The organism is Saccharospirillum sp. HFRX-2 (assembly GCF_043196805.1).
Lineage (GTDB): Bacteria > Pseudomonadota > Gammaproteobacteria > Pseudomonadales > Natronospirillaceae > Saccharospirillum.
The window spans coordinates 240,564-266,000 of record NZ_JBEBMU010000006.1 but is presented as its reverse complement, the minus strand read 5'-3'; the positions used below and the strand labels follow the sequence as shown (position 1 = coordinate 266,000).

The 25,437-nt window shown below is 56.1% G+C and carries 23 protein-coding genes; 16 read left to right on the top strand and 7 right to left on the bottom strand.

Annotated features, from left to right (window positions below; all coding sequences use genetic code 11):
- Positions 1 to 2,543 (top strand): hypothetical protein (locus ABMA60_RS14095; protein ID WP_392804189.1); only part of this gene is annotated, 2,543 nt, incomplete at its 5' end.
- A 70-nt stretch (positions 2,544 to 2,613) separates the two neighbouring features.
- On the opposite strand, the gene ABMA60_RS14090 is transcribed toward ABMA60_RS14095, so the two are convergent.
- From ABMA60_RS14090 to ABMA60_RS14080, 3 genes are all read right to left on the bottom strand, one after another.
- Complete coding sequence (locus ABMA60_RS14090; protein WP_392804187.1) at positions 2,614 to 4,338, bottom strand: proline--tRNA ligase; 1,725 nt, start codon at positions 4,336 to 4,338, stop codon at positions 2,614 to 2,616.
- A gap of 115 nt (positions 4,339 to 4,453) precedes the next feature.
- Positions 4,454 to 4,894 carry a VOC family protein gene (locus ABMA60_RS14085; RefSeq protein ID WP_392804185.1) on the bottom strand — a complete coding sequence of 147 codons (441 nt, stop codon included), beginning with the start codon at positions 4,892 to 4,894 and terminating at the stop codon, positions 4,454 to 4,456.
- Between the two features lie 26 nt (positions 4,895 to 4,920).
- Positions 4,921 to 6,033 carry a GNAT family N-acetyltransferase gene (locus tag ABMA60_RS14080; RefSeq protein WP_392804183.1) on the bottom strand — a complete coding sequence of 371 codons (1,113 nt, stop codon included), beginning with the start codon at positions 6,031 to 6,033 and terminating at the stop codon, positions 4,921 to 4,923.
- Positions 6,034 to 6,146: 113 nt separating this feature from the next.
- On the opposite strand from ABMA60_RS14080, the gene ABMA60_RS14075 reads away from it, so the two are divergent.
- From ABMA60_RS14075 to maiA, 5 genes are all read left to right on the top strand, one after another.
- Positions 6,147 to 6,584, top strand: coding sequence for an HIT domain-containing protein (locus ABMA60_RS14075; protein ID WP_392804180.1), 438 nt, complete (start codon positions 6,147 to 6,149; stop codon positions 6,582 to 6,584).
- A gap of 109 nt (positions 6,585 to 6,693) precedes the next feature.
- On the top strand, positions 6,694 to 7,221 hold the full coding sequence (locus tag ABMA60_RS14070) for a phosphatase PAP2 family protein (protein ID WP_392804178.1): 528 nt from the start codon (positions 6,694 to 6,696) through the stop codon (positions 7,219 to 7,221).
- The gene (locus tag ABMA60_RS14065; protein WP_392804176.1) at positions 7,218 to 8,276 is read left to right on the top strand and encodes an MJ1255/VC2487 family glycosyltransferase; all 1,059 of its coding nucleotides are present in this window, start codon (positions 7,218 to 7,220) and stop codon (positions 8,274 to 8,276) included. The genes ABMA60_RS14070 and ABMA60_RS14065 overlap by 4 nt, the downstream gene beginning before the upstream one ends.
- A gap of 151 nt (positions 8,277 to 8,427) precedes the next feature.
- Complete coding sequence (tyrR, locus tag ABMA60_RS14060; RefSeq protein ID WP_392804173.1) at positions 8,428 to 9,990, top strand: transcriptional regulator TyrR; 1,563 nt, start codon at positions 8,428 to 8,430, stop codon at positions 9,988 to 9,990.
- A gap of 21 nt (positions 9,991 to 10,011) precedes the next feature.
- Positions 10,012 to 10,647 carry a maleylacetoacetate isomerase gene (gene maiA, locus ABMA60_RS14055; protein ID WP_392804171.1) on the top strand — a complete coding sequence of 212 codons (636 nt, stop codon included), beginning with the start codon at positions 10,012 to 10,014 and terminating at the stop codon, positions 10,645 to 10,647.
- Here the strand turns inward: maiA and ABMA60_RS14050 are convergent.
- The 4 genes from ABMA60_RS14050 to ABMA60_RS14035 form a co-directional block, all read right to left on the bottom strand.
- Entirely contained in the window at positions 10,632 to 11,357 is a 726-nt protein-coding gene (locus ABMA60_RS14050) for an RNA methyltransferase (RefSeq protein WP_392804169.1), read from the bottom strand. The two genes, maiA and ABMA60_RS14050, sit on opposite strands and share 16 nt — an antisense overlap.
- A gap of 66 nt (positions 11,358 to 11,423) precedes the next feature.
- Entirely contained in the window at positions 11,424 to 11,852 is a 429-nt protein-coding gene (locus tag ABMA60_RS14045; protein WP_392804167.1) for a DUF4864 domain-containing protein, read from the bottom strand.
- Between the two features lie 53 nt (positions 11,853 to 11,905).
- The gene (locus ABMA60_RS14040) at positions 11,906 to 13,186 is read right to left on the bottom strand and encodes an HlyC/CorC family transporter (RefSeq protein WP_392804165.1); all 1,281 of its coding nucleotides are present in this window, start codon (positions 13,184 to 13,186) and stop codon (positions 11,906 to 11,908) included.
- Positions 13,187 to 13,274: 88 nt separating this feature from the next.
- The gene (locus ABMA60_RS14035; RefSeq protein WP_392804163.1) at positions 13,275 to 14,069 is read right to left on the bottom strand and encodes an inner membrane protein YpjD; all 795 of its coding nucleotides are present in this window, start codon (positions 14,067 to 14,069) and stop codon (positions 13,275 to 13,277) included.
- Between the two features lie 183 nt (positions 14,070 to 14,252).
- On the opposite strand from ABMA60_RS14035, the gene ffh reads away from it, so the two are divergent.
- The 10 genes from ffh (at position 14,253) to lysS (ending at position 25,435) form a co-directional block, all read left to right on the top strand.
- A complete protein-coding gene (ffh, locus tag ABMA60_RS14030) occupies positions 14,253 to 15,680 on the top strand; it encodes a signal recognition particle protein (protein ID WP_392804161.1) in 1,428 nt (475 codons plus the stop codon).
- 217 nt (positions 15,681 to 15,897) lie between these two features.
- A complete protein-coding gene (rpsP, locus tag ABMA60_RS14025) occupies positions 15,898 to 16,149 on the top strand; it encodes a 30S ribosomal protein S16 (protein WP_392804158.1) in 252 nt (83 codons plus the stop codon).
- A 19-nt stretch (positions 16,150 to 16,168) separates the two neighbouring features.
- Positions 16,169 to 16,708: a ribosome maturation factor RimM gene (gene rimM / locus ABMA60_RS14020; protein ID WP_392804156.1), complete on the top strand. Its 540-nt coding sequence runs from the start codon at positions 16,169 to 16,171 to the stop codon at positions 16,706 to 16,708.
- Complete coding sequence (gene trmD, locus ABMA60_RS14015) at positions 16,705 to 17,502, top strand: tRNA (guanosine(37)-N1)-methyltransferase TrmD (RefSeq protein ID WP_392804154.1); 798 nt, start codon at positions 16,705 to 16,707, stop codon at positions 17,500 to 17,502. Before rimM ends, trmD begins: the two co-directional genes overlap by 4 nt.
- Positions 17,492 to 17,857 carry a 50S ribosomal protein L19 gene (gene rplS, locus ABMA60_RS14010; protein ID WP_392804152.1) on the top strand — a complete coding sequence of 122 codons (366 nt, stop codon included), beginning with the start codon at positions 17,492 to 17,494 and terminating at the stop codon, positions 17,855 to 17,857. The genes trmD and rplS overlap by 11 nt, the downstream gene beginning before the upstream one ends.
- Before the next feature lie 232 nt (positions 17,858 to 18,089).
- Positions 18,090 to 19,388, top strand: a complete 1,299-nt coding sequence (locus tag ABMA60_RS14005; protein ID WP_392804150.1) for a homoserine dehydrogenase — start codon at positions 18,090 to 18,092, stop codon at positions 19,386 to 19,388.
- A 183-nt stretch (positions 19,389 to 19,571) separates the two neighbouring features.
- A complete protein-coding gene (thrC, locus tag ABMA60_RS14000) occupies positions 19,572 to 20,966 on the top strand; it encodes a threonine synthase (RefSeq protein ID WP_392804148.1) in 1,395 nt (464 codons plus the stop codon).
- 4 nt (positions 20,967 to 20,970) lie between these two features.
- Entirely contained in the window at positions 20,971 to 22,686 is a 1,716-nt protein-coding gene (gene recJ, locus ABMA60_RS13995) for a single-stranded-DNA-specific exonuclease RecJ (RefSeq protein ID WP_392804146.1), read from the top strand.
- A 68-nt stretch (positions 22,687 to 22,754) separates the two neighbouring features.
- A protein-coding gene (gene prfB, locus ABMA60_RS13990; RefSeq protein ID WP_392804144.1) for a peptide chain release factor 2 occupies positions 22,755 to 23,862 on the top strand; the annotation gives its coding sequence in 2 pieces (ribosomal slippage) (positions 22,755 to 22,838 and positions 22,840 to 23,862; 1,107 coding nt in all).
- Positions 23,863 to 23,914: 52 nt separating this feature from the next.
- Positions 23,915 to 25,435 carry a lysine--tRNA ligase gene (lysS, locus tag ABMA60_RS13985; protein ID WP_392804142.1) on the top strand — a complete coding sequence of 507 codons (1,521 nt, stop codon included), beginning with the start codon at positions 23,915 to 23,917 and terminating at the stop codon, positions 25,433 to 25,435.
- Positions 25,436 to 25,437: the final 2 nt, after the last annotated feature.

The following is a 25,437-nucleotide window of genomic DNA, read 5'->3' as shown; positions in this document are numbered from 1 at the left end:
ACAATCAGACCGGCGGAGAATTTTCCTGTGATGATGTCTGTACTGATGGCACAGTAACGCACGAATACTGTGACGAACCGGTAGAAACCTGTCCGCCGGGCGACCCCTCAGTGGCGTGCCAGCAGGAATCCTGTAAGGCTAACCCGGCTCAGAACATCTGTGCCCAGTTGTGTGAAAACAATCAAACCGGCGGAGAATTTTCCTGTGATGATGTCTGCACCGATGGCACAGTAACGCACAATTACTGTGACGAACCGGTAGAATGTACGGAGACAAATTTTAACCACGGCGAGTGTGTGGCGGCATGCCAATCAGATTCAACGCACGATTATTGTGATGAAATCTGTAACGTTGAGAACGGCTATCAGTTTTGTGAAAGCCTATGTAATAACAATCCACAGCTAGATTTCTGCGGTGAAATCGAAAACTGTATTAATAATCCGATTCAACCCAAATGTCTGGGTTCCTGCGATGATGGCTCTGGAGAACAGCGCCCCTGTACTGAAAGTTGCAAGACTAATTGGGAACAAGATACTTGCTATTTGATTTGTGAACTTACTAATGGTGCCAATTATTCATTTTGTGAAGCAATTTGCGCTGATCCAGATAATGCCAATTTAGATTTTTGCAATAAAATACAGGAATGTGGCGATTACCCCTACCAGGATAAATGCCTTGATAGCTGCAAGGAGGACAACTCACTTTCTTATTGCAGTGCAGTGTGTAATTTCTATGCTGGAGAGGAGGGTACTGAGTTCTGCGAGGATCAGGACGATTTTACGGTGCAATTGCAGGATCCGAAAATACTCCTTTTTAAATGGCCGAATACCGCTGAAAACAGCGACCACTATCGTATTTCTGCATACAAAGGGGATGAGCTTTTTTGGGAAAGTGAAGTCATATCAAAAGATAAGCATAGCTATCAGATGACTATTCCTCTGTATGACCAGAACTGGACCAATGCTGCTTATACATTTAGCGGTTGCAATTCGGCGGACATCTGCACTGAACTTAATACGACAAATCTTGGGTTCAAAGGCAAACTGCTAAGCGGCATAGGCTATTTTAAATCTACCTCTACCAATGCAGCGCTAGACAATCAGCTTTTCGGACGCAGTGTCGCTATTAACAAGAATGGCACTGTTATGGCGATTGGTGCCGATAGACATGAATTTGCCAGTACGGATAAACCCGGTGCGGTCCATCTCTATGAAAGAAATTCGGATGGTCGCTGGGAACTTATAAGGATAATTGGGGCACCTGAACAGCCACCGGCGAGTGATGGTGATGGTGATGGTGATGGTGATGGTGTTAATGGCGAATTTGGTTTTGCGCTGAGTTTAAATGATGCGGGTACCCGCTTAGCGGTCGGTATGCCCGGGTATAACGATGATAGGGGTGCTGTATTTGTGTACGGGAAAGATAATGGCCTGTGGTCGACTCAAGCATGCATGTTGTCTGCAGTCGACAATCTCGGTAAGCGTGCCCGCCTAGGAACCAGTGTCAGCGTGGGTAGTGAATCTCTTGCACCCACGGTAGTGGCCGGGGCTCCTATGAGTAAAGTCGGGAACGTGACTAGAGGCGCTGCTGTTATTTTCACGGTTTATGGAATATTGGATAAAGGGTGTAGTTCGGCGGGAGCAGACGCTGTTGTGATTGGAAAAGAAACAACCGATATTGCCGGCAATACGAGTACGCCGAGAAACTTCGGCATCAGTGTCGCTATTGATGAAACGACTAAAAGAGTGGCGGTAGGCGCGACACAGTATGGTAACGGACCCAATTATCAAAGTTATGTTTATATGTATGTCCGCGATGCTGGGGTTTTTAGTTGGACTGATCAACCAGCACTAATCAATCCAGTACTAAACGAAGGTGACAATAGGCGGTTTAATTTGAAATTTGGTAATTCGCTTAGCTTTAATGCGGCTGGTTCAAGATTAGCAATTGGAGCAGAAGGCGATTATGCGGTCGGTAGCAGTGTTCGCCCGGGAGCTGTATATGTGTCTGTTCTGGATACATCGCGAACTGGTTGTACTGCGAGCTCCACGTGCAATGTTTGGACAGGTACTAATCTTGTTAGTAATGGGACTGATAAACAAATGATCCGTTTTACACCCGCAACTGCAGGTGATGGTCATCTGTTTGGCCATCAAGTCAGTTTCAGTGCGGATGGTAATAGGCTTGCTGTTTCTGCTCCTTATGAGAACAAACTTGTCAATGGAATTAATATTCAATCACTAGGGTCGGACGTTGACACGGTTAGTGAAGCAGGTGCTGTCTATATTTTTAAAAGAATAGCTGGGAACGTTAATGAGCCCTGGAGCGACACTTGGGAAGAAGCTGTGTACATTAAGTCGTCCAACTTCCCTGATGCGGGTGATCAATTCGGAGCGGCGATGGAGTTAAGTGCGGATGGTAACTCGTTGGCGGTAGGGGCACCTTTCGAAGATCGCCTGTCTGAAAGATACTCTAGCGGTTTAGACAGTTTCCTCGAAGATGACAACGATTTAACCGATTCCGGTGCTGTTTATCTGTATTAACAATTACGCTTGGAATTCGTTATCCCAGTGGACGTTGTTAAAAAACCGGGCCGTGAGGCCCGGTATTTTTTTAGGCTTGAAGCTGTTGCTGTAAAAAGCTTACCGCGTCGGCCAGCTTAAGGTTTTCTTTCTCTGCGGCGCTGCGCGCTTTGTATTCCAATTCACCCTCGGCCAGACCACGGTCACTGACTACAATGCGATGCGGAATGCCGATTAATTCCATATCGGCGAACTTCACCCCGGGGCTGGTTTTTTTGTCGCGGTCGTCGAGCAGTACTTCGATGCCGGCTTCGCTCAGTTCGCGGTACAGTTGTTCGGCCACTTCCATCACTTCCGGTGATTTGTGCGCATTCAGCGGCACAATGCCCACCTGGAAAGGAGCCAACGCATCGGGCCAGATGATGCCGTTGTCGTCGTGGTTCTGTTCGATAGCCGCGGCGACAATGCGGCTGACGCCGATGCCGTAACAACCCATCAGCATGGTTTGCGCTTTGCCATTTTCGTCGAGCACGGTGGCGTTCAACGCTTTGGAATATTTGTCGCCCAATTGGAAGATGTGGCCGACTTCGATGCCCTTGGCAATTTTTAGTGTGCCTTTGCCGTCTGGGCTCGGGTCGCCTTCGACCACAGAGCGCAGGTCGGCGATGTCTGGCAGCGGCAAGTCACGTTCCCAGTTAATGCCAAACCAGTGTTTGTCGTCGCTGTTGGCACCGGCACCAAAGTCGCTCATCAGACTGACGGCGCGGTCGATGACGATGGGCATCGGCAATCCAATCGGCCCCAATGAGCCGGGACCTGCACCGACCACAGCGCGAATGCGTTCTTCTGTTGCCATGGTCAGCGGTGCTTTCACTTGCGGCAGTTTCTCGGCTTTGATTTCGTTCAGTTCGTGATCGCCACGCACCAGCAGTGCGACTAAACCGCCGTCCACGTCGTCTTCGGCTTCGACGATCAGCGTTTTGATGGTTTTCTCAATCGGCAGACCAAAGCCTTCGACCAAGGCGGCAATGGTTTTGGTGTTCGGGGTATCGACCTGGCGCAGTTCTTCGCTTGGCGCAGCGCGTTCGCCCGCAGGCATCACCGCTTCGGCGCGTTCAATGTTGGCGGCGTAGTCGCTGCTGTCGGAATAGGCGATGTAGTCTTCACCCGATTCAGCCAGCACTTGGAATTCGTGCGAGCTGTCGCCGCCGATGGCGCCGCTGTCGGCCAGCACCGGGCGGTAGTTCAGGCCGAGCCGATCAAAAATACGGCAGTAAGCCCGATGCATGTTGTCGTATTCGGCTTGCAGCGATGCCATCGAAACATGGAAGGAGTAGGCATCTTTCATAATGAATTCGCGGGCGCGCATCACGCCGAAACGCGGCCGGAATTCATCGCGGAATTTGGTCTGAATTTGGTAGAAGTTGGCCGGCAGTTGTTTGTAGCTGGTCAACTCGTTACGGGCCAGATCGGTGATCACTTCTTCGTGCGTCGGGCCGAACACAAAATCGCGTTGGTGGCGATCCTGCATTTTCATCATCAGCGGGCCCATATCGTCCCAGCGGCCGCTTTCCTGCCACAGCTCGGCCGGTTGCACGCAAGGCATCAACACTTCCTGGGCGCCGGCGCGGTCCATTTCTTCGCGCACGATGCGTTCAATTTTGCGCAGTACTTTGAGGCCGGTTGGCATCCAGGTGTACAGGCCGGAGGCGAGTTTACGCACCATGCCGGCGCGCAGCATCAGTTGATGGCTGGCGATAACGGCATCGGCGGGCGTTTCCTTGACGGTGGCGATCAAATACTGGCTTGCGCGCATGAAGATTCTCGTTGTTGGCTGTATTCAGATTGGGTATGAAGCAAAACGGCCCGCCATTGTAGAGCCAACGGCGGCCGAGGTGTAGTCAGGCGTGGTGTGCGGTGAGGGCGGTGAGTTACCACTCGCCCTGGTTAGGCATGGAGGCCCAGGGTTCGGCGGCGGGCAGGGCGTCGCCGGCTTGCAACAGTTCGATGGAGATGTTGTCCGGGCTGCGCACAAAGGCCATGTGGCCGTCGCGTGGTGGACGCAGGATGGCAACGCCCATGTCTTGCAGGTGTTGGCAGGTCGCGTAGATGTCATCGACACGATAGGCCAAGTGACCGAAGTTACGGCCGCCTGTGTATTGTTCCGGGTCCCAGTTATAGGTCAGTTCCACCATCGGCGCTTTGTCGGCGAGGGCGCGTTCGCGGTCTTCCGGGGCGGCCAGAAAAACCAGGGTGAAACGGCCTTTGTCGTTTTCACTGCGGCTGATTTCGACCAGGCCCAGGCCATCGCAGAAAAAGCGCAAGGAGGCGTCGATGTCGCTGACGCGAACCATGGTGTGTAGATAACGCATAAAAACTCCAGATTGGTTAGCAGAGGTCAGTCGGTGTGTTTGAACGGCAGGGCATCGGTCATTTGTTCGCGGTAGCGTTCGACCATTTCGGCTTCTTCCAGGCAGAAGCGTTCGACCGCTTGCTGGAATTCCGGCCGCGCCAGCCAGTGAAAGGAGCGGGTAATGCGCGGCTCAAAACCGCGCGCTACTTTGTGCTCGCCCTGGGTGCCCGGGTCGAAACGTTGCAGACCGTGGCGGATGCAGTAGTCGATGCCCTGGTAATAGCAGCACTCAAAATGCAGGTTGTTGAATTCGTCCAGGCAACCCCAGTAGCGGCCGTAGAGCGTGGTTGAATCGCGAAAGCACAGCGCCGCCGCCACGCCTTCCTCACCCTGAAACGCCATAAAGAGCACCAGCGATTCGGCTTGCTCGGCGAGCAGTTGCTCGAAGAATTCCAGTGTCAGATAACCTTGGCGGCCGCGCTTTAAGTAGGTGGCGTGGTAGAAGATATAGAACTGTCGCAGGGTGACCGCATCGATTTCACGGCCTTCGAAACAGCGCATTTCCAGACCTTGGTCGGCAATGGAGCGGCGTTCTTTGCGCAGGTTTTTGCGTTTGCGCGAGGCGAAGCGGTCGAGGAAGTCATCGAAATCGCGGTAATTCTGGTTGCGCCAGTGGAACTGAACATCGCGCCGTTCCACCCAGTCGGTGTGGTTGGCCCAGAGGTCGGCGGTGGCGTCATCGGGAAACAGCAGATGGCAACCGCTGTAATCCTGGTTCAGTGCTTCTTGTTGCATGGCCTGGGCGAGGTCGGTGACTAATGGCGCATGCAAGGGCGTGCTCGCTCGTGGTCCCATGGACGGTGTATAGGGAATGGCGCACACCAGTTTGGGGTAGTAGGGCAGGCCGTGTTGTTCATAGGCGTGCGCCCAGGCCCAGTCGAAAACGTATTCGCCCCAGGAGTGGGTTTTGGCGTAGCAGGGCAGCGCCAGCTCCTGTTGTTCATCTTGCCAGTGCAGATGGTGTGGCGACCAGCCTCCATCGATGCTGCACACGCCGCTGCTTTCCAGAGCGCGTAAAAAGCTGGCGCGGCTGAACGGGTTGTCGGTGTGTTGGCCTAGGTGTTCGGGCCATTGGGTGTGCCACTGAACGTCGGGCATAGAGGCCATTCCTGGGAAAGTGCCGGGGCATTATATCGGTTGCGTGCAGGCAGACCCAGTGCCCACTTATACATCTGTGCCTTTGCGGTACAATGGCGGCAAAGGAGGGCTCGATGTTCGAACTGGATCACCGCTTGCAGAATGATTGCGTCGAAGTTGGCGAATTGATGCTGAATCGCATTCTGCTGATGAAAGACGCCAACTACCCCTGGTTGATACTGGTACCTCAGCGTGAGGGTATCAGCGAGATTTACCAGCTGGACGAAGACGACCAGGAACAATTGATCTGGGAAAGCAGCTTCGTCGCTGAGCGCCTGATGGCCACCTTTAAAGGTGACAAGATGAACATAGCGGCGCTGGGCAATGTGGTGTCGCAGTTGCATATCCATCATGTGGTGCGCAAACAAACCGATGCGGCCTGGCCCAACCCGGTTTGGGGCGCTGTTCCGGCCAAGGCTTATCCGCGTGGTGCATTGCGCCAGCGCGTGCTGAGCTTGCAGTCGGCCTTTGAAACCTCGGTCTTTAAAGCGGCCGAACCGCCTGCTGGTTGATGCAGCGGATTTTCGTTAGGGTCAGGATTGTCATTAAAACTTCATCAAAAAGTCAGAAAGGTGACACGGGCGAATGAATAATAGACGCCATGACGATGGAGGCTTCTTCATGAAATGGCTGCACCGAATCCAACAGCTTGACACCCTGACGTTCAATTGGTGCATGGCGCGTCGTCGCCGTGAGCGTATCACTGCTTTGAGTCGTGCGGTATCACGTACCGCCGACGGCTGGCTCTACCTGCTGTTCTTTGCCGTCTATGGCATGACTCAGCCAGAGTCCGGCATGGCCTTGGTTAAGGTGGCCGTGGTGGCTTTCGCGGTGGAACGCGGCATCTACTGGGTGCTGAAAAACACCTGCCGGCGTAACCGGCCACAAGAAGCCATTGACGATTTCACCAGCTTTATCATTCCGTCCGATAAATTCAGTTTCCCTTCCGGCCATACCTCGGCTGCCTTCCTGTTTACCGTGCTGGTGGCCAGTCAGCTGCCGGTGCTGCTGATGGTGCTGTTGTTGTGGTCGTGCTGTGTGGCCATGTCACGCATCTTCCTGGGTGTGCATTTCCCGACCGATACATTGGTTGGCGCAACCCTGGGTTCGCTGGTCGGCTTCTGGGCGCTGGGAGGGTTTGTACTGTGAAAATCCTCTACGGCGTTCAGGGTACTGGTAATGGTCATATCACTCGTGCCCGAGTGATGGCCGAGGCGCTGGCGCATGCTGGTGTTGATGTCGATTGGGTGTTTTCCGGTCGTGAGCGCGAGCGCTTTTTCGATATGGACGCCTTCGGCGATTTTCGGGTGTTCAAAGGCCTGACCTTCGCGACTCGTGATGGTCGTATTGATCTGCGTCGCACCATGAACGACACCTCCATGCGAGGCCTCTGGCGCGATATTCGCTCGCTCGAGCTGAGCCAATACGACCTGGTGGTCACCGATTTTGAACCGGTCGTAGCCTGGGCGGCGCGCTCTCAGGGTATGCCTTGTGTGGGCGTCGGCCATCAGTACGCCTTTAACCACGATATTCCCAAGGCCGGGCATTCGGTGGTGTCTGAAGCCATCATGCGCTGGTTTGCACCCGTAACCGTGGGTTTGGGTGTGCACTGGCATCATTTCGGCGCACCCATTCTGCCGCCGATCATTGAATCGACCACGGAACCGAAACCCGGTTCGCTCGATAAAGCGCTGGTTTATCTGCCGTTCGAAAACAGCGCAGCGACGCTGGCGCTGCTCAATGAGGTCAACAGCCAGGTGCGGTTTGTGATGCACTGCGGCGATATTGAGCCGGGCCAGTACGGTCAGGTGACGGTGCGCGGTTTCAGCCGCGATGGTTTCCAGGCGTCGCTGGCCGAATGCGGCAGCGTGATCTGCAACGCTGGCTTTGAACTGGCCAGTGAAGCTTTGTCGATGAGCAAACGCATTCTGGTTAAACCGCTGCGCGGCCAGATGGAGCAGCAGTCCAACGCTGCGGCTTTGCAGGCGCTGGACCTGGGCTCGGTGATGCCGAAGGTTTCTACCGGCGCCATTGAAGCGTTCCTGCGCCAGGGTGAGCCGCGCTGGGTGAATTACCCGGATGTGGCCACGGCTCTGGTGAGCTGGTTACAGCGCTATCCGCATGCCTCCATCGACAGCCTGGTCGAGGAGTTGTGGGCCGACGTGAACTTCCCATCGCAGCAAGCTGCTCAGCGCGTCGCTTAGTTTTTATTAAGCCATATTATTTATTGAGTCTTAGCAGACGGCCCGCCCAGCGGGCCGTTTTTTGTTGTCGGCTGTAAAGCTCAGTTGACAACAAAACGACCCTGCGGCAATTTAGCGCGCTGGAAAGTATTGCTTACAGTGGGGAGAGTGAATGCGGCTCAAGATCGAATGCGAAGAGCGCTTGGGTATTTGTGCTGAAGTGCTGGATATTCTGGTGCAACACCAGATCGATCTCAGGGGCATCGAAATTGATCCCACCGGCCGGATTTACCTCAACTTCCCGACGCTTGTTTTCGATGAATTTCAGCATCTGATGCCGGAAATCCGTTTGATTCCGGGCATCCAGGATGTCTCCCTGATTCCCTATCTGCCCGGCGAGCGTGAACAGCAGGAAATGCAGACGCTGCTGAAAACGCTGCCTGAACCGGTGGTATCGATCGACAGCCAGGGCAATGTGGTGATCGCCAATGAAGCCGCGCTCGATATTCTGCAATTGCCCGAAGCTGAGGTGCACGGCAAGTTGCTGAAGAACTGGGTGAAGGGTTTCAATTTCAGCCATTGGCTCAACGGCGATCAACCCGGCGCGACGGCGACTCATCTGCAACTGCGTGGCCGTACCTTCCTGGCTGATATTTATCCGATTCGCGTACCCAACGAAACCGATGCCGACCAGGACGATTACTTTGCCGGCGCGGTCATTACCTTTAAATCACCCGAGCGTCTTGGTCGCCAGATCACTGCTTACCAGCAGCAGGCCGGTGAGTTTGAATTACTCATCGCCGAAAGCCAGCCGATGAAAAAGGTGATTCGTCAGGCTAAGCGGATGTCGGGTCTGGATGCGCCTTTGTTAATTACCGGTGAAACCGGAACCGGCAAAGAATTACTGGCCAAATCCTGCCATCAACACAGCCTGCGCAAAGACAAACCGTTCCTGGTTTTGAACTGCGCTGCCATGCCCGACAGTGTGGCCGAAAGCGAATTATTCGGTTACGCCGCCGGTGCTTTTGAAGGCGCGACCCAGGCGAAAAAGGGCATCGTCGAACTGGCCGAAGGCGGCACGGTATTTCTCGATGAAATCGGCGATATGTCGAAGCTGTTGCAGTCGAAATTTCTGCGCCTGATGCAGGATGGCACCTACCGCCGGGTGGGCGATGAACAGGAATTTACCGCCGATGTGCGCATCATCTGCTCAACGCAAAAAGATCTGCTGGCGTTGTGCCGCGACGGCACCTTCCGTGAAGATCTCTATTACCGGCTGAACGTATTGGCGCTGCACATTCCAGCGCTGCGCGATCGCAAGAACGATATTTTGCCGATGGCCGAACGTTTTATTGCCCGCTTTGCCGAGCCGCAACGCCGCCGGATTCGTATTTCCCGCGCTTGTCAGAATGCGCTGCAGCAATATCCCTGGCCAGGCAATGTGCGGCAGATGGAAAACTCGTTGTTGCGTGCCGTTTCCTTAGCTGAAGATGACATTCTGGAGCCGGAACATTTGCAATTGCCCAGCTTTTCCAGCGGCTGGGGTTATGTCGATGAACATTTCGAAGGCTCGCTTGATGAAGCCATGAAACGGTTTGAGGCTCAGTTGTTGCGCCGGCTTTATCCGGCTTATCCGAGCAGTCGGCAGCTGGGTAAAAAGCTGGGCGTTTCGCACACCGCCATTGCCAATAAGTTGCGCGAGTATGGCATTGGCAAGCACAGTCGATCCGACTGATTTGTCACCGGGAGAATGCAGATGAAGTTCTACCATTATTGGCGTTCATCGGCCGCCTATCGGGTGCGCATTGGGTTGGCACTGAAAGGTGTTGACGCGCAGCAGGTGCCTATTGAGTTGCGCCAGGGCGATCAGCACAGTGCAGCTTATCGCTCGGTGAATCCGGCGGGTTTGGTGCCGTCGTTGGATTTAGAACCGGGCTTGGTGCGGCAGTCGATGGCGATTCTGGAATACCTTGAAGAGGTCTATCCGAACCCGCCGCTGTTGCCGAACGATCCGTTGGCGCGTGCCGAAGTTCGGGCGCTGTGCCAGGACATCGGCTGTGACATTCACCCCATTAACAACATGCGCGTGTTAAAGCAGTTGCGCTCGCAATTTCAGGCCAGCGAAATTGAAGTGAACGCCTGGCACCGGCACTGGATTACTACCGGCTTCGATGCCTTGGAAGTGCAGGCGGCGCGCTTGGGCAGTGGCGATTGGTTTTATCGCAATCAATTGAGCCTGGTCGATGTGCTATTGATTCCGCAGATGTATAACGCTCTGCGCGTTGATATGACGCTCGATGCCTGGCCGCGTTTGCAGCGCATCTATCAGCACGCCACCGCTCAGCCGGCCTTTGTTCAGGCCGAACCGAGCCGCAATCAGCCGGAAGACTGATTCTTGGCAGCTTGCTGGGCGGCGCTGAGTACGCCGCGCAGCAGGCGCAATTCTTTGGCAGTGGGTTGGGCGCGGCGAAACAGGGCGCGCAGATGATCCACCGCCTGGCCCGGGTGCGCCGGGTTGAGAAAACCGATATCACCCAGCGTCTCATTCAGATGGTCGTAAAACCTTTCCAGATCGGCATGCAGCGGGTAGGGCGTGGTCGTGTTGTTGCCGGTTTCATTTTGCGCCGCTTTGAATACCTCGTAACTCAATAACTGCACCGCCTGACTCAGGTTCAGCACCGGGTAATCCGGGTTGGCGTCGATATTCACCTGGGCGTGACAGCGCTGAATGTCGTCGTTGTGCAGGCCCATCCGTTCGCGTCCGAATACCAGTGCAACCGGCGCTTCGTGCTGGCGCGATACGGCTTCGCGGCCACACTCTTCGGCTGACAGGGCCGGTAATCTAATGCTGCGTTCGCGGGCGCTGGTGGCGACGACCAGGCCGCAATCGGCGATGGCTTCGTCGAGGCTGGTCACGACTCGGGCGTTGTCGAGCAGGTCGGTGGCCTGGCCGGCGCGGTTGTAGGCTTCATCGCAAGGAAAATCGATAGGATTGACCAGCACCAGTTGCTCCAGACCCATGTTTTTCATGGCGCGTGCGGCGGCGCCAATGTTGCCGGGATGCCAGGTCTGAACCAGGACGATGCGGATATTGATAGACATGAAAGCGCCTTGGGGTTGGTCACGGGGCCGCGCAGTTTAACACGGCCGCCGTCTCAATCATCCGGCTCAGATGCCCGGCGGCTGATACTCGACCAACTGACAGCCGGCGATGCGCCATTCGCCCTGGTTGGTCTGGCTCAGGGCGTAGAAGGCGAGGTATTGCTGGTCGTCGTCGGTGCGCAGCCAGACCGGTAACACCCAGTTGTCACCCGCCGCTTCCAGTTCCCTGAACCGGATGACGCTGAATTCGGTCAACGGCTGATACTGGCGCACGACCATGGTGTAGAAGCGTTCGGCGGTCAGAAACCGGCCTTTGATGTTGGGGTGAGCCCAGGCCCAGGCGGCTTCGGCATCGCCGCTGCGCAGGGCGCTCAGTTGTTGGGTGATCAGGTTGCGGAACTGATCTTCCAGATCATCGTTATGGTCATCGTCTTCAGCCTGGACGTCGGTTGCCAGTAGCAGGCAGCACAGCAGGAGGGGAAGCAGGGAACGCATGGCGGACTCCCGTTTGGGGTGTCCAGTCAATACGCTCCCGGCGGAGGATCGGTTCAGCGTGGCCGGCTTAACGGCATTTCGCGAACGCGGGCGGCGATGACGGCGTTGTCTTTGATCTGCAGAATTTCGATCAGATAACGATCGATCTTGATCGACAGATTGGCATCGGGAATGTCTTCGACGTGCTCCAACACCAGACCGTTCAGGGTTTTCGGACCGTCGGTCGGCAACTCCCAAGCCAGGGCGCGATTGATTTCGCGGATGTTAGCGGTGCCGTCGATAACATAAGAGCCATCGCGCTGCGGGTGAATTTCCTTGCTGGAATTGGCGATGTCGGTGGTGAATTCACCGACGATCTCTTCCAGCAGATCTTCCAGCGTCACCAGACCCTGAATATCACCGTACTCATCAACCACCAGACCCATGCGCAATTGCTGCGTCTGGAAGTTGATCAACTGGGTGTGCAGCGGGGTGTTTTCCGGCACAAAGTACGGGTCCTTGGCGGCCTTGGTAAGCATCACCTTGGACGGCTCGTCGGCGTAGAGGAATTCGGCAGCATCGCGGATGTGCATGATGCCGATCACCTTGTCCAGATCGCCCTTGTAGAGCGGGAAACGGGTGTAGTCGGTGCGGCGGATCTGGTCGGCGATGGTATCGACATCGGCTTCCATATCGACGCCACTGACTTCATTACGCGGCACCATGATGTCGTCAACGGTGACGTTTTCCAGCTCAAGAATACCCAGCAACATGTTCTGACGTTGCGGGGGCAGCATCTCGCCGGACTCGTTGACCAGGGTTTTTAATTCTTCCGCCGACAGGGCATCGGTGCTGTCGCCGGTACGACCAACGCGGAACAGCCAGAACAGGCTGTTAACGAACAGATTGACCAGCCAGATCGCCGGTGCCAGCGCAAACATCAAGGGCCGCAGCACAAAGGAAAACGGAAAGGCGATTTGTTCGGGGTAGCGTTGCGCCAGCGTCTTGGGCGTGACTTCCGCGAAAATCAGCACCACCAGCGTCAGCAATATCGTCGACAGCGCCAGCGCCAGGTCCTGCTGCGTCGGTAGCAGCCGAATAGCGATGATGGTGGCCAGAGAGGCCGCGGCGATATTGACCAGGTTATTACCGATCAGAATGGTACTGATCAGACGATCGGGCTTTTCCAGCAGACGTTGGGCCAGGCTCGCAGAGCGATGACCTTCATTGGCCAGGTGACGGAGACGGTAGCGGTTGAGTGACAACATGCCGGTTTCCGAGCTCGAGAAGAAAGCGGAACAAAGCAGCAGCAGGCCTAGCAAGACAAACAGCAGGCCTAGGGGGAGCTCGTTCAAGGGGTAAAAACCTCAGTCACCAATAGAAAGTGCTTTTTAGCGGCGCGGTCACCCCTCTGTCAAGCACAGTTGCGCGTCGGTAAGAGAATTAGCCGTATTGATGAAGCAGGTATTCGAGAACGAACTTCGAACCGAAAAAAGCCAGCATTAAAAATACAAATCCGAAGATAGTCAGCCGGCTGGCCAAAGCACCGCGCCAGCCCAGATGAAAATGCCCGAACAGTAGGGTGGCGAAAAAGCCCCAGGCCACCAGCGTCAGCACCGTTTTATGCATCAGATGCTGAGCAAAGATATTTTCAATAAAGAGGCCGCCGGAGATGATGGCGGCGGTGAGCAGAATAAAACCGATCATCAGCCATTCGAACAGCAGCCGTTCCATGGTTTGCAGTGGCGGCAGAAAGCGATTCAGGCGGCTGTCTAAATCGTGGTTATGCAATTGGCGGTTCTGGGCGCCGAGCAGCACGGCTAATAAGGTGGCGATGGTGATCACAGAGTAAGCCAGCATCGACAGGAAGACATGCAGTACGACACCGGTTCGATATAACCGGGGCGATGACGCATCTGGCGCCAGCACAGCGACAATCATAATCAGCGCCGCTGCGGGCAAAGCGAAGGCGAACAGGCTGTGCAGCGGTTTCGACCAGCCGCTGACCAGCAGGGCGGAGATCACGAAAAAGGTGATTACCGAGGCGGCATTAAGAAAGCTGATCTGCAAAGCGCCGGAGACCAGAATTTCCGAAGCCAGCGTCGACAGATGCGCCGCGGCACCAATGACCGCCGGCCAGAACAACCATTGGCGATTAGGCGACTGCACACGATACAAGCCGTTCAGGGCGACCAGGCCACTGACGAGATAGCCCAGGATGGCGAGCCAGATCAGCATTCGGAAAAGTCCTCGCAGTTCGGCGTTGGCCGAAAGGGATATAGAAAAAGCAAGGCGCTAGTCTCGCATAAATGATAGGCGTTCCCAAACTCAACTTGAGGTTGCGTTGGCTGTCACCATCATAGAGACGCAGCCGGTGCCCTGTTATACTGCCGGACCTTTCAAATCCCCACGGAAAGCGAGATGTTTAAGAGCCTCACCGACCGTCTTTCCCAGACGCTGAAACAAATTTCCGGTCAATCCAAGCTGACCGAAGACAACATCAAAGCCACGCTGCGCGAAGTGCGCATGGCCTTGCTCGAAGCCGATGTTGCTTTACCAGTCGTTAAAGATTTTATCGATGGCGTGCGTGAGCGCGCGGTCGGTCAGGAAGTATCCCAGGCGCTGAATCCGGGCCAGCAATTCCTCAAGGTGGTGCAATCCGAACTTGAGCGGGTGATGGGCGAAACCGGCGAGCCCTTGGCGCTGAATACCCAGCCGCCGGCGGTTATCTTGATGGCCGGTCTGCAAGGTGCGGGTAAAACCACTACTGTTGCCAAGCTGGCGCGCTTCCTGAAAGAGCGTGAGAAAAAGAAAGTCATGGTGGTCTCGGCCGACGTTTACCGGCCGGCGGCGATCAAGCAGTTGGAAACCCTGGCGGGCGAAGTCGGCGCGCTCTTCCATCCCAGCGATGAGAAGCAGAAGCCGGTCGCCATTGCCAAGGGCGCCATCGATGCTGCCCGCAAGCAGGCGGTGGATGTAGTCATCGTCGATACCGCCGGTCGCCTGGCTATCGACAGCGAGATGATGGATGAGATCAAGGCGCTGCATAAAGCAGTAAAGCCGATCGAAACCCTGTTCGTGGTCGACGCCATGACCGGTCAGGACGCCGCCAATACCGCCAAGGCGTTCAGCGATGCTCTGCCATTGACCGGTGTGGTGCTGTCGAAAACCGATGGTGATGCCCGTGGCGGTGCCGCCTTGTCGGTGCGTCACATTACCGGCAAGCCGATCAAATTTATGGGCGTCGGCGAGAAAACCGACGCCTTAGAGCCGTTCTACCCGGACCGTGTCGCCTCGCGCATTCTCGATATGGGCGACATGATGTCGCTGATCGAAGAAGTCGAGCGCAAGGTCGACAAAGACAAAGCCGAGCAACTCGCCAAGAAGCTGCAAAAAGGCAAAGGTTTCGACCTGGAAGACTTTCGCGAGCAGCTGCGCCAGATGGACAACATGGGCGGCATGATGGGCATGGTCGACAAACTGCCGGGCATGGGCCAGATGGGTGCTGCGGTCAGCCAGATGCAGGGTGCGGAAAAGCAGTTCAAGCAGATGGGCGTGATCATTGATTCGATGACCCCGCAGGAACGCCGCTTCCCGGATAAGATCAATGGCTCGCGTAAGCGCCGTATTGCCTCGGGTTCCGGCACTCAGATTCAGGACATCAACCGTCTGCTCAAGCAGCACAAGAACATGTCCAAGATGATGAAAAAGGCCGGCAAGAAAGGCGGTATGGCCAAGATGATGCGCGCCATGGGTGGCGGTCAGATGCCTGGCGGCGGCCAAATGCCAGGTGGCGGTTTGCCTCCGGGTGGCTTCCCTGGCGCCGGTGGCCGCGGTCCGTTCGGTTAATTCTCTTCTGACGGGGCCGTCCGGCCCCATCATCCTTGCTTTTTAAGCTCCCAAACGTATAATTTCGCGGCCTTGAAAACCGGGGTGGGCCTGGTTTTCGTTTCACTTTGGGTTAGGAAGGCTGTTTTCGAACAGGGCTTCCGCATTCAGAGGTAACCCCTCTGGAGATCCAAAACGGCAGGTGATTTCAAAGCTTGCCCGCAACAGGAGGACGCGAATGGTCGTCATTCGACTCTCACGGGGTGGTTCCAAGAAGCGCCCGTTTTACCACATTACCGTCGCTGATAGCCGCAACGCCCGCGATGGCCGTTTCATCGAACGCGTTGGCTTTTTCAACCCTATCGCTCGTGGCCAGGAAGAACGCCTGCGCGTCACCCTGGAGCGGGTAGAGTACTGGCAGGGCAAAGGTGCACAGACGTCTGATCGTGTCGCCCAGCTGTTGAAAGAGTATCAAAAGGCCCAGGCCTGATTCGTACGACAGGGCCTGAATGATGACGCCGGAAGCACCGGACAAGATGGTTGTTCTGGGTAAGGTCTCCTCGGTCTACGGCATTAAAGGATGGGTGAAAATCTATTCTTACACCGAACCGATGGACCGCATCCTCGAGTATGGCGAGTGGATGCTGAACCTGGGTGGCAACTGGACCTCTGTCGAAATCGACAAAGGACGCAGCCACGGCAAGGGCATGGTTGCTCATATCGCCGGCTGCGACGACCGCGACCAAGCCCGCAGTTATTGCGGAGCCGAGATCGCTGTCCCGGAGGAGTTTCTGCCGGAACTGCCTGAAGGTGAGTACTATTGGTACGAACTGGAAGGTCTGACGGTGGCAAATACCACGGGCGTCATTCTGGGTAAGGTGGATCATTTAATGAGTGCGGGCGGCGGCAATGATGTGCTGGTCGTCAAAGGCAATGCCGACAGTGTTGATCGTCAGCAGCGTCTAATCCCGTACGTGCCGGAAGTCTACGTCCAGGATATTGACCTCGAAGCAGGTCGGATTCTGGTCGATTGGGACCCGGAATTTTGACAACGGAAACGTCTCGAACAGCCGAACCGCAAGCTTGGTTCGGGCTGGTCAGCCTCTTTCCGGAGATGTTCGAACCGTTTTTACGGCAAGGCGTCATCGGAAGGGCGGTGCAGAAAGGGTTGATTGAAGTCGGGTTATGGAACCCGCGCGATTACACCCACGACAAGCACCGCACCGTGGACGACCGACCTTTTGGCGGTGGCCCCGGAATGCTGATGAAGGTGCAGCCATTGCGCGATGCCATTCAGGCCGCCAGGGCCGCCAGCGGCAATCAGGCGAAGGTGATTTACCTGTCGCCGCAAGGTCGCCGGTTGGACCAGGCTGGAGTGAGTGAACTGCGTAATAACAGTCACCTGATTTTCGTCTGTGGCCGCTATGAGGGCATCGACGAAAGAGTCATCGAGACAGAAGTGGATGAAGAGTGGTCGCTGGGTGATTTTGTTCTCAGCGGTGGCGAACTGGCCGCCCAAGCGTTTATCGACGCTATTGGTCGTCAGCTTCCCGGCGTATTGGGGCACGAAGCCTCTGCCGAGGAAGATTCATTCACCGAAGGGTTGTTGGATTGTCCGCATTACACCAGGCCTGAAGTATTAGATGGCCGAGCGGTGCCGCCGGTTTTGCTCAGTGGTCACCACGACGACATTCGTCGCTGGCGATTGCAACAAGCATTAGGGCGCACCTGGCAAAGAAGACCGGACCTGTTGGCTGATAAGGTACTCACCGCAGAACAGCAGGCGCTTTTGGATGAGTTTTTGACTCGCGCGATAGATCAGGAGCGGAGTGATGAGCAATAGCAATTTGATTATTCAGCAGCTTGAAGCTGAACAGATGAATAAAGAAATCCCGGCCTTTGGCCCGGGTGACACTGTCGTTGTACAGGTCAAGGTTAAGGAAGGTGAGCGTGAGCGTCTTCAGGCGTTCGAAGGCGTTGTGATTGGCAAGCGTAACCGCGGCCTGAACTCGGCTTTCACCGTACGTAAGATTTCCAGCGGTGTTGGCGTCGAGCGTACCTTCCAGACTTACTCACCCATCGTTGACAGCATTGAAGTCAAGCGTCGTGGTGCGGTTCGTCAAGCCAAGTTGTACTACTTGCGTGAGCGTTCTGGTAAGTCTGCTCGCATCAAGGAACGCATCGACCGTAAAGGCTAAGCCTGGATCGATGTTTCCCAAAAAGCAGCTTCGGCTGCTTTTTTTATGGCTGCAATCTGTGATGATGGATTGAAACAGCTTCTTGCAAAAAAATCACAACGCTAAACCGGGCGCAAAGCCCATAACGGCGGGGCTTCGCGTTGACAGCAGCCAGCCCCCTCAGTATGTTTCGCTCAGCATTATTCCGGCATTTTGCCGGGCACGATCTAACCGTGAATAAGAGAGGCAGGTTTTGAAATCAGTCAATGTGGGACTTTGTGGTCTGGGCACCGTCGGCAGCGGCACCTTTAATGTCATGCGCCGGAACCTGGAAGACATTGAGCGTCGAGCTGGTAAGCCGGTGCAGATTACCCACGTTGGTGCCCGCCGCGATCATCCGGACTGCGATCTGGGTGATGTTAAGGTGTCGCGCGATATTTTCGAGGTCGCCCGCGATCCCAACGTCCATATTCTGGTTGAGTTGATTGGTGGTGAAGAAACCGCCAAGGCGTTGGTTTTGGAAGCCATTGCTCATGGCAAACATGTCGTCACCGCCAATAAAGCGATGATCGCCAAACACGGCAACGAGATTTTTAAAGCCGCCGAAGCTCAGGGCGTGGTGGTAACTTATGAAGCCGCTGTTGCCGGTGGTATTCCGATCATTAAAGGCATCCGCGAAGGCCTGGTCGCCAACGACATCAAATGGCTGGCCGGCATCATCAATGGCACCGGTAACTTTATTCTCACCGAGATGCGTGAAAAAGGCCGGATGTTTGACGACGTACTCAAAGAAGCTCAGGCCCTGGGTTATGCCGAAGCCGATCCGACCTTCGACGTGGAAGGCATCGATGCGGCCCATAAGCTGACCATTCTGGCGTCCATCGCTTTTGGTATTCCGCTGCAATTCGACAAGGTTTACACCGAAGGCATCAGCCGCATCACCCGCGAAGATGTGCAGTACGCCGAAGAGCTGGGCTACCGCATCAAGCATCTGGGCTTTAGCCGCAAAACTCCGGAAGGCGTCGAACTGCGCGTGCATCCGACGCTGGTGCCGGAAAAGCGCCTGCTGGCTAATGTGAATGGTGTGCTCAATGCGGTGCTGGTTGAAGGCGATGCTGTGGGGCCGACCATGTACACCGGTCCGGGCGCGGGTTCTGAGCAAACGGCGTCTTCGGTGATTGCGGATATTGTCGATATCGCCCGTGAAATCGACAACGCTGGCAACGTGCCGCATCTGGGCTACAGCGTTGAAACCGAAAACCTGCCGGTGTTGCCGGTCAGCGAAATTGAAACCTCTTATTACCTGCGCATCACGGTGCGTGATGAAGTCGGTCAGATGGCTAAAATTGCTCAGGTATTGAGCGATAACGGCATCAATATCGAAGCCATTATCCAGAAAGAGCCGGAAGACGAAGCCGCGGTTGTGCCGCTGATTCTGCTGACGCATAACGTCCGCGAAAAACGCATGGATAAAGCCATTGAACAGTTGGAAGCTTTGGATTCCGTACCGCGCCCGGTGGTGCGGATTCGCGTTGAGCAATTAGACGGCTGACGATTATCAGCGCTTGTGGCGCGCCGGGCAGAAGCACGCCTCCAGGCGGGACGCCGTGAATACATCCCTGTAGGCTTGACGGTCGCCGTCCTGGCGACCGACACCCGCCCGAAGCCGCACTTCTGCCCGGCGCTCGTTGCGGTGGTTTGTTAAGCTTGGGTGATTAACCAAGAGAGAAACAGCGTGAAATACATCAGCACCCGGGGCCAGGCTCCGACACTGGAATTCGAAGATGTTCTGCTCACTGGTCTGGCCAGCGATGGTGGTCTCTATGTGCCGGAAACCCTGCCCGAATACAGCCTCGATGAAATTCGCTCCTGGCGCGGTTTGCCGTATCACGAATTAGCGTTTCGCATCATTCAGCCGTTCGTTGCCGGTGCCATCAGCGATGACGAACTGGCGACCATGCTCAAGGAAACTTACGGCGTCTTTGGTCATAAAGCCGTGGCGCCGTTAACGCAGATCGACCACAACGAGTACGTCTTGGAATTGTTCCAGGGCCCGACGCTGGCGTTCAAAGATTTCGCGCTGCAACTGCTTGGTCGTTTGCTGGATGTGACGCTGGCCAAACGGGGCGAGCGCGCGGTGATTGTTGGCGCGACGTCCGGGGATACCGGCTCGGCGGCCATTGAAGGCTGCAAGCGTTGCGACAACATCGATATCTTTATTCTGCATCCCTATCAGCGCGTCTCGGAAGTGCAGCGCCGGCAGATGACTACCGTCACCGGTGACAACATTCATAACATTGCCATCGAAGGCAATTTCGACGACTGCCAGTCGATGGTCAAAGCCAGCTTTGGTGATCAATCCTTCCTGCGTGGCGAGCGTCGTTTGGTGGCGGTGAACTCCATCAACTGGGCGCGCATCATGGCGCAGATCGTCTACTACTTTTACGCGGCGCTTAATCTGGGTGGCCCGGATCGTCAGGTGGCGTTTTCGGTACCGACCGGCAACTTTGGTGATATTTTCGCCGGTTATCTGGCCAAGAAGATGGGCTTGCCGATCGGTCAGTTGGTGGTTGCTACCAACCAGAATGACATCCTGCACCGGGTGCTGAGCAAGAACCTCTACGAGAAGCAGCCGCTGGCGCATACCTTGTCGCCGTCGATGGATATCGTGGTCTCGTCCAACTTCGAACGTCTGTTGTTCGATCTGTACGATCGCGATGGTGCCAGCCTGAGCAGCTTGATGGACAAGCTGAATAACGAAACCGTCAGCCTGGACGAAGCTCGACTGGCCCGCGCCCGTGAATTGTTCGACAGCTACGCGCTGGATGACGCTGGCACCGTCGATACCATTCGCCAGGTGCACGCCGATACCGGCTATCTGCTCGATCCACACACCGCCATTGGCGTAGCGGCGGCACGCGCTACCCGGCGGAGTGCTATCGATCCGATGGTCACCCTGGGCACGGCGCACCCGGTTAAGTTTGCCGATGCCATCGAAAAGGCTGGTTTGCAATCGCCGGAATTGCCGCATCATCTGACTGACTTGATGCAGCGTCCGGAACGCTACAGCGTTTTGCCAGCCGATCTGGCCCAGGTACAGGCGCACATCGCCGACACCGTTTTCGGTTGATGTTTTGACTGCCGAGTTACCGGCCATCAGTGAACGGCCACAGCCAGCTGGCCCGGCGGTTCACGACCATCCTTTGCTCGACCGGCTGTACCGCGCTCGCGGGGTCAGCGCAGCGGTCGAGCTTGATTCCCAGCTCAAACACCTCTTGCCCTGGCAATCGCTGAAGGGCATCGATGCGGCTGTCGATCTGTTGCAGCAGGCGCTGCAAAACCAATGGCGGGTGCTGATTGTCGGCGATTACGACGTTGATGGTGCGACCAGTACCACCTTGGCGGTCGAAGCACTGAGCGCCTTTGGTCTGAACGTCGATTTTCTGCTGCCCAATCGTTTTGAATACGGTTACGGCCTGTCGCCGGAAATCGTTGCGCTGGCGTTGCAACAGTCACCACAGCTGATCATCACCGTCGATAATGGCATCGCCAGCCTGGATGGCGTCGCTGCCGCCAAGGCGGCGGGCGTTAAGGTGCTGGTAACCGACCATCACTTGCCCGGTGAACAACTGCCCGCTGCCGACGCCATCCTGAACCCCAATCAACCGGGTTGTGATTTCCCCTCCAAAGCCGCCTGCGGTTGCACGGTGATGTTTTATTTGCTGATCGCCTGGCGGGCGCGACTAAGAGAATCCGGCTGGTTCGACCAGGGCCATCGTGAACCACAACTGGCTGATTGGCTTGATCTGGTGGCGCTGGCGACGGTCGCCGACGTGGTGCCGCTGGATGCCAACAATCGCCGTTTGGTGCAGCAAGGTTTGGCGCGTATTCGTGCCGGGCGCGCCCGGCCGGGTATTTTGGCGTTGTTTGAGGTCGCCGGTCGCGATTGGCGTCATGCCCGCAGCCAGGATTTCGGTTTTGTGGTCGGGCCTCGGTTAAATGCTGCGGGTCGATTGGACGATATGACGGTCGGCGTGAAAACCTTGCTGGAGCACGATCCGGGTAGGGCGCGCCAGCGGGCCGCCGAACTGGATTCGCTCAACCGCGAGCGGCGTTCCATCGAACGCTCCATGTTGGTCGATGCCGAACGTTATCTCGACAACCTGACCGATTTGGGCAACCGCAATGGCCATGTGCTGTTTGAGTCCGACTGGCATGAAGGCGTTATCGGCATACTGGCGTCGCGGGTGAAAGACCGGATGCATCGGCCGGTTATTGCCATGGCGGCCAGCGATGACGGCTTGCTGAAAGGTTCGGCGCGTTCCATCGCCGGCTTTCATCTGCGCGATGGGCTCGACTGGATTGCCAGCCAATGTCCGGGTTTGCTGCGCAAGTTTGGCGGCCATGCCATGGCGGCGGGGCTGACCATCGAAGCGGCGCGGCTGGATGAACTGCGCCAGTGGTTCGACCGAGCGGTCACCGAACTGTGTGAACCCGAAGCGCTGATCCCCACGCTGATGACCGATGGTGAACTGAGCAGTTCCGACCTTAACCTGGAAACCGCGCAGATACTCGAAACCGCCGGACCCTGGGGCCAGAACTTTCCCGAACCACGTTTTCACGGGCGCTGGCGCATCGAAAGTCAGCGCCTTGTTGGTGAGCATCATCTGAAGCTGGAACTGAGTGATCCGAACGGCCAGGTCGTCGATGCCATCGCCTTTAATATCGATACCTCTATATGGCCGACGCAAAAAGCGTTTTTGGATGGTGTTTATCAGTTGCAGTGCAATCGATATCGCGGCCGGGAAAGCGTGCAATTGGTTTTTAATGACCTCGTTCCGAGCGATTAATCACTACCTAAGGCATTGAATTTTCGATAAAATATGCCGCCCGAAATCGGCAAAACCTGCTTTTGGAAATGGAGCGGACCGTGGAACTTAATCCGATCAAAGAACAGATCAAAGACCTTCAGGCGCGCACCGACGTGCTTAGGGGGTACCTTTGACTTCGATGTCAAGCAAGAGCGCTTAGACGAAGTCGAACGTGAACTGGCTCAGCCGGACGTCTGGAATGAACCAGAACGTGCCCAGGCGCTGGGTCAGGAACGCAGCAACCTCAGCACCATTGTCACCACCCTGACGCGCCTGATCGACGGCACTCGTGATGCTGGCGATCTACTGGACATGGCCGCCGAAGAAGACGATGCCGGCACTGTGGCCGATATCCAGGCCGATTTGAACGCCATGGAAGCGGAACTCGAAACACTCGAATTCCGGCGTATGTTCAGCGGCGAAATGGACCCGACCAACGCCTATCTGGATATTCAAGCCGGCTCTGGCGGTACCGAAGCGCAGGATTGGGCGGAAATGCTGCTGCGCATGTATCTGCGCTGGGCCGAAGAAAAAGGCTTTAAAGCCGAACTGATGGAAGCCTCGGCCGGTGAAGTGGCCGGTATTAAATCGGCGACCATTCGCATCGAAGGTGAATACGCCTTTGGCTGGTTGCGCACCGAAACCGGTGTACATCGTCTGGTGCGTAAATCGCCGTTCGATTCCGGCAACCGTCGCCATACTTCTTTCACTTCCGTCTTTGTATCGCCGGAAGTTGACGACAGCTTCGAAGTGGAAATCAATCCGGCCGATTTGCGCATCGACGTTTATCGCGCCTCCGGCGCCGGTGGTCAGCACGTTAACCGGACCGAATCGGCGGTGCGGATCACTCACTTGCCGACCAACATCGTGGTGCAGTGTCAGAACGACCGCTCGCAGCACAAGAATAAAGACCAGGCGATGAAACAGCTGAAAGCTAAGCTGTACGAATTCGAGATGATGAAACGCAACGAAGCCGCCCAGGCGGTGGAAGACTCGAAATCGGACATCGGCTGGGGCAGCCAGATTCGTTCCTACGTGCTCGACGATTCGCGCATCAAAGACCTGCGCACCGGCGTGGAAACGCACAATACCCAGGCCGTACTCGACGGTGCTCTGGATCAATTCATCGAAGCGTCTCTGAAGAAGGGGCTCTGAAACCGTGCCCGGTGCCCGCACGCCGGGCACCTCGACAGTGGACTGACAGAAGATGACCGATAACCAAAACCCAACGGATAGCCAAGCCGCGACGGACGACAACCATCTGATCGCCGAGCGCAAACAGAAACTCGCCGAACTGGCCGCCGGCCGCCCGCAGGCGTTTCCGAACGATTTTCGCCGTGAGCAAATGGCCGGCGAGCTGCAGTCGCAATACGGCGATCTGGATAAAGAAGCCGTTGAAGCAGAAGACGTCACCGTTGCCGTTGCTGGCCGGGTGATGCGTCGCGGTGGTCCTTTTATCGGCCTGCGCGACAGCAGCGGCCGTATTCAGGCCTATTTGCCCAAGCCGTTGCAGAAAGAAAGCCAGGACTGGCAGTTGCTCGACATCGGCGACATCGTCGGTGTGCGCGGCAAACTGGCGAAGTCTGGCAAGGGCGAGCTTTATGTGTCGGTGGAGTCACTCGACAACCTGACCATCCTCACCAAGTCGCTGCGCCCGCTGCCGGATAAATTCCACGGCCTGGCCGACCAGGAAATGAAGTATCGCCAGCGTTATGTCGATCTGATGATCAGCGACGACACCCGTCGGGTGTTTGAAGTGCGCACCGGCATCGTCAACGGCATTCGTCGTTTCCTGACCGAGCGCGGTTATATGGAAGTCGAAACCCCCATGTTGCAGGTGATTCCCGGCGGCGCCACGGCCAAGCCGTTCGTCACCCATCACAACGCCATGGATATCGATATGTATCTGCGCATCGCGCCGGAGCTGTATCTGAAGCGTCTGGTGGTCGGTGGTTTCGAGAAGGTGTTCGAGATCAACCGCAACTTTCGCAACGAAGGTGTGTCGACGCGCCATAACCCCGAATTCACCATGCTCGAGTGGTACCAGGCTTACGCCACCTACCACGACCTGATGGATTTGACCGAAGCCATGCTGCGCGAAGTCGCCCAGAAAGTGCTGGGAACGACCGAGCTGAAATATCAAGGCAAAACCTTCGATCTGGGCGCGTCTTTTGAGCGCTTGACGATGTTCGACTCCATCCTCAAATACAACCCGGACTTGAACGCTGCCGATATCGACAACCGTGATGCTGCAGTTGCCGTGGCCAAAGGCCTGGGTATAGAAGCGCAGGCCGGCTGGGGTCTGGGTAAATTACAGACCGAGATTTTCGAAGCCACGGTGGAAGAAAACCTCGAGGGTCCGGTGTTTATCACCGCTTATCCGGCGGAAGTCTCACCGCTGGCGCGTCGTAACGACGATAACCCGGAAGTCACCGACCGCTTCGAGTTCTTTATCGGCGGCCGCGAAATTGCCAACGGCTTCTCGGAGTTGAACGATCCGATCGATCAGGCTGAGCGCTTCCGCGCCCAGGTTGATGCGAAGGACGCCGGCGACGACGAAGCCATGTTCTATGACGACGACTACATCAACGCCCTGGAGTACGGCATGCCACCCACGGCAGGTGAGGGCATCGGTATCGATCGACTGGTGATGTACTTCACCGATTCACCCTCGATCAAAGACGTCATCCTTTTTCCCCATATGAAACCCCGCAGTGCGGGCGAATAACC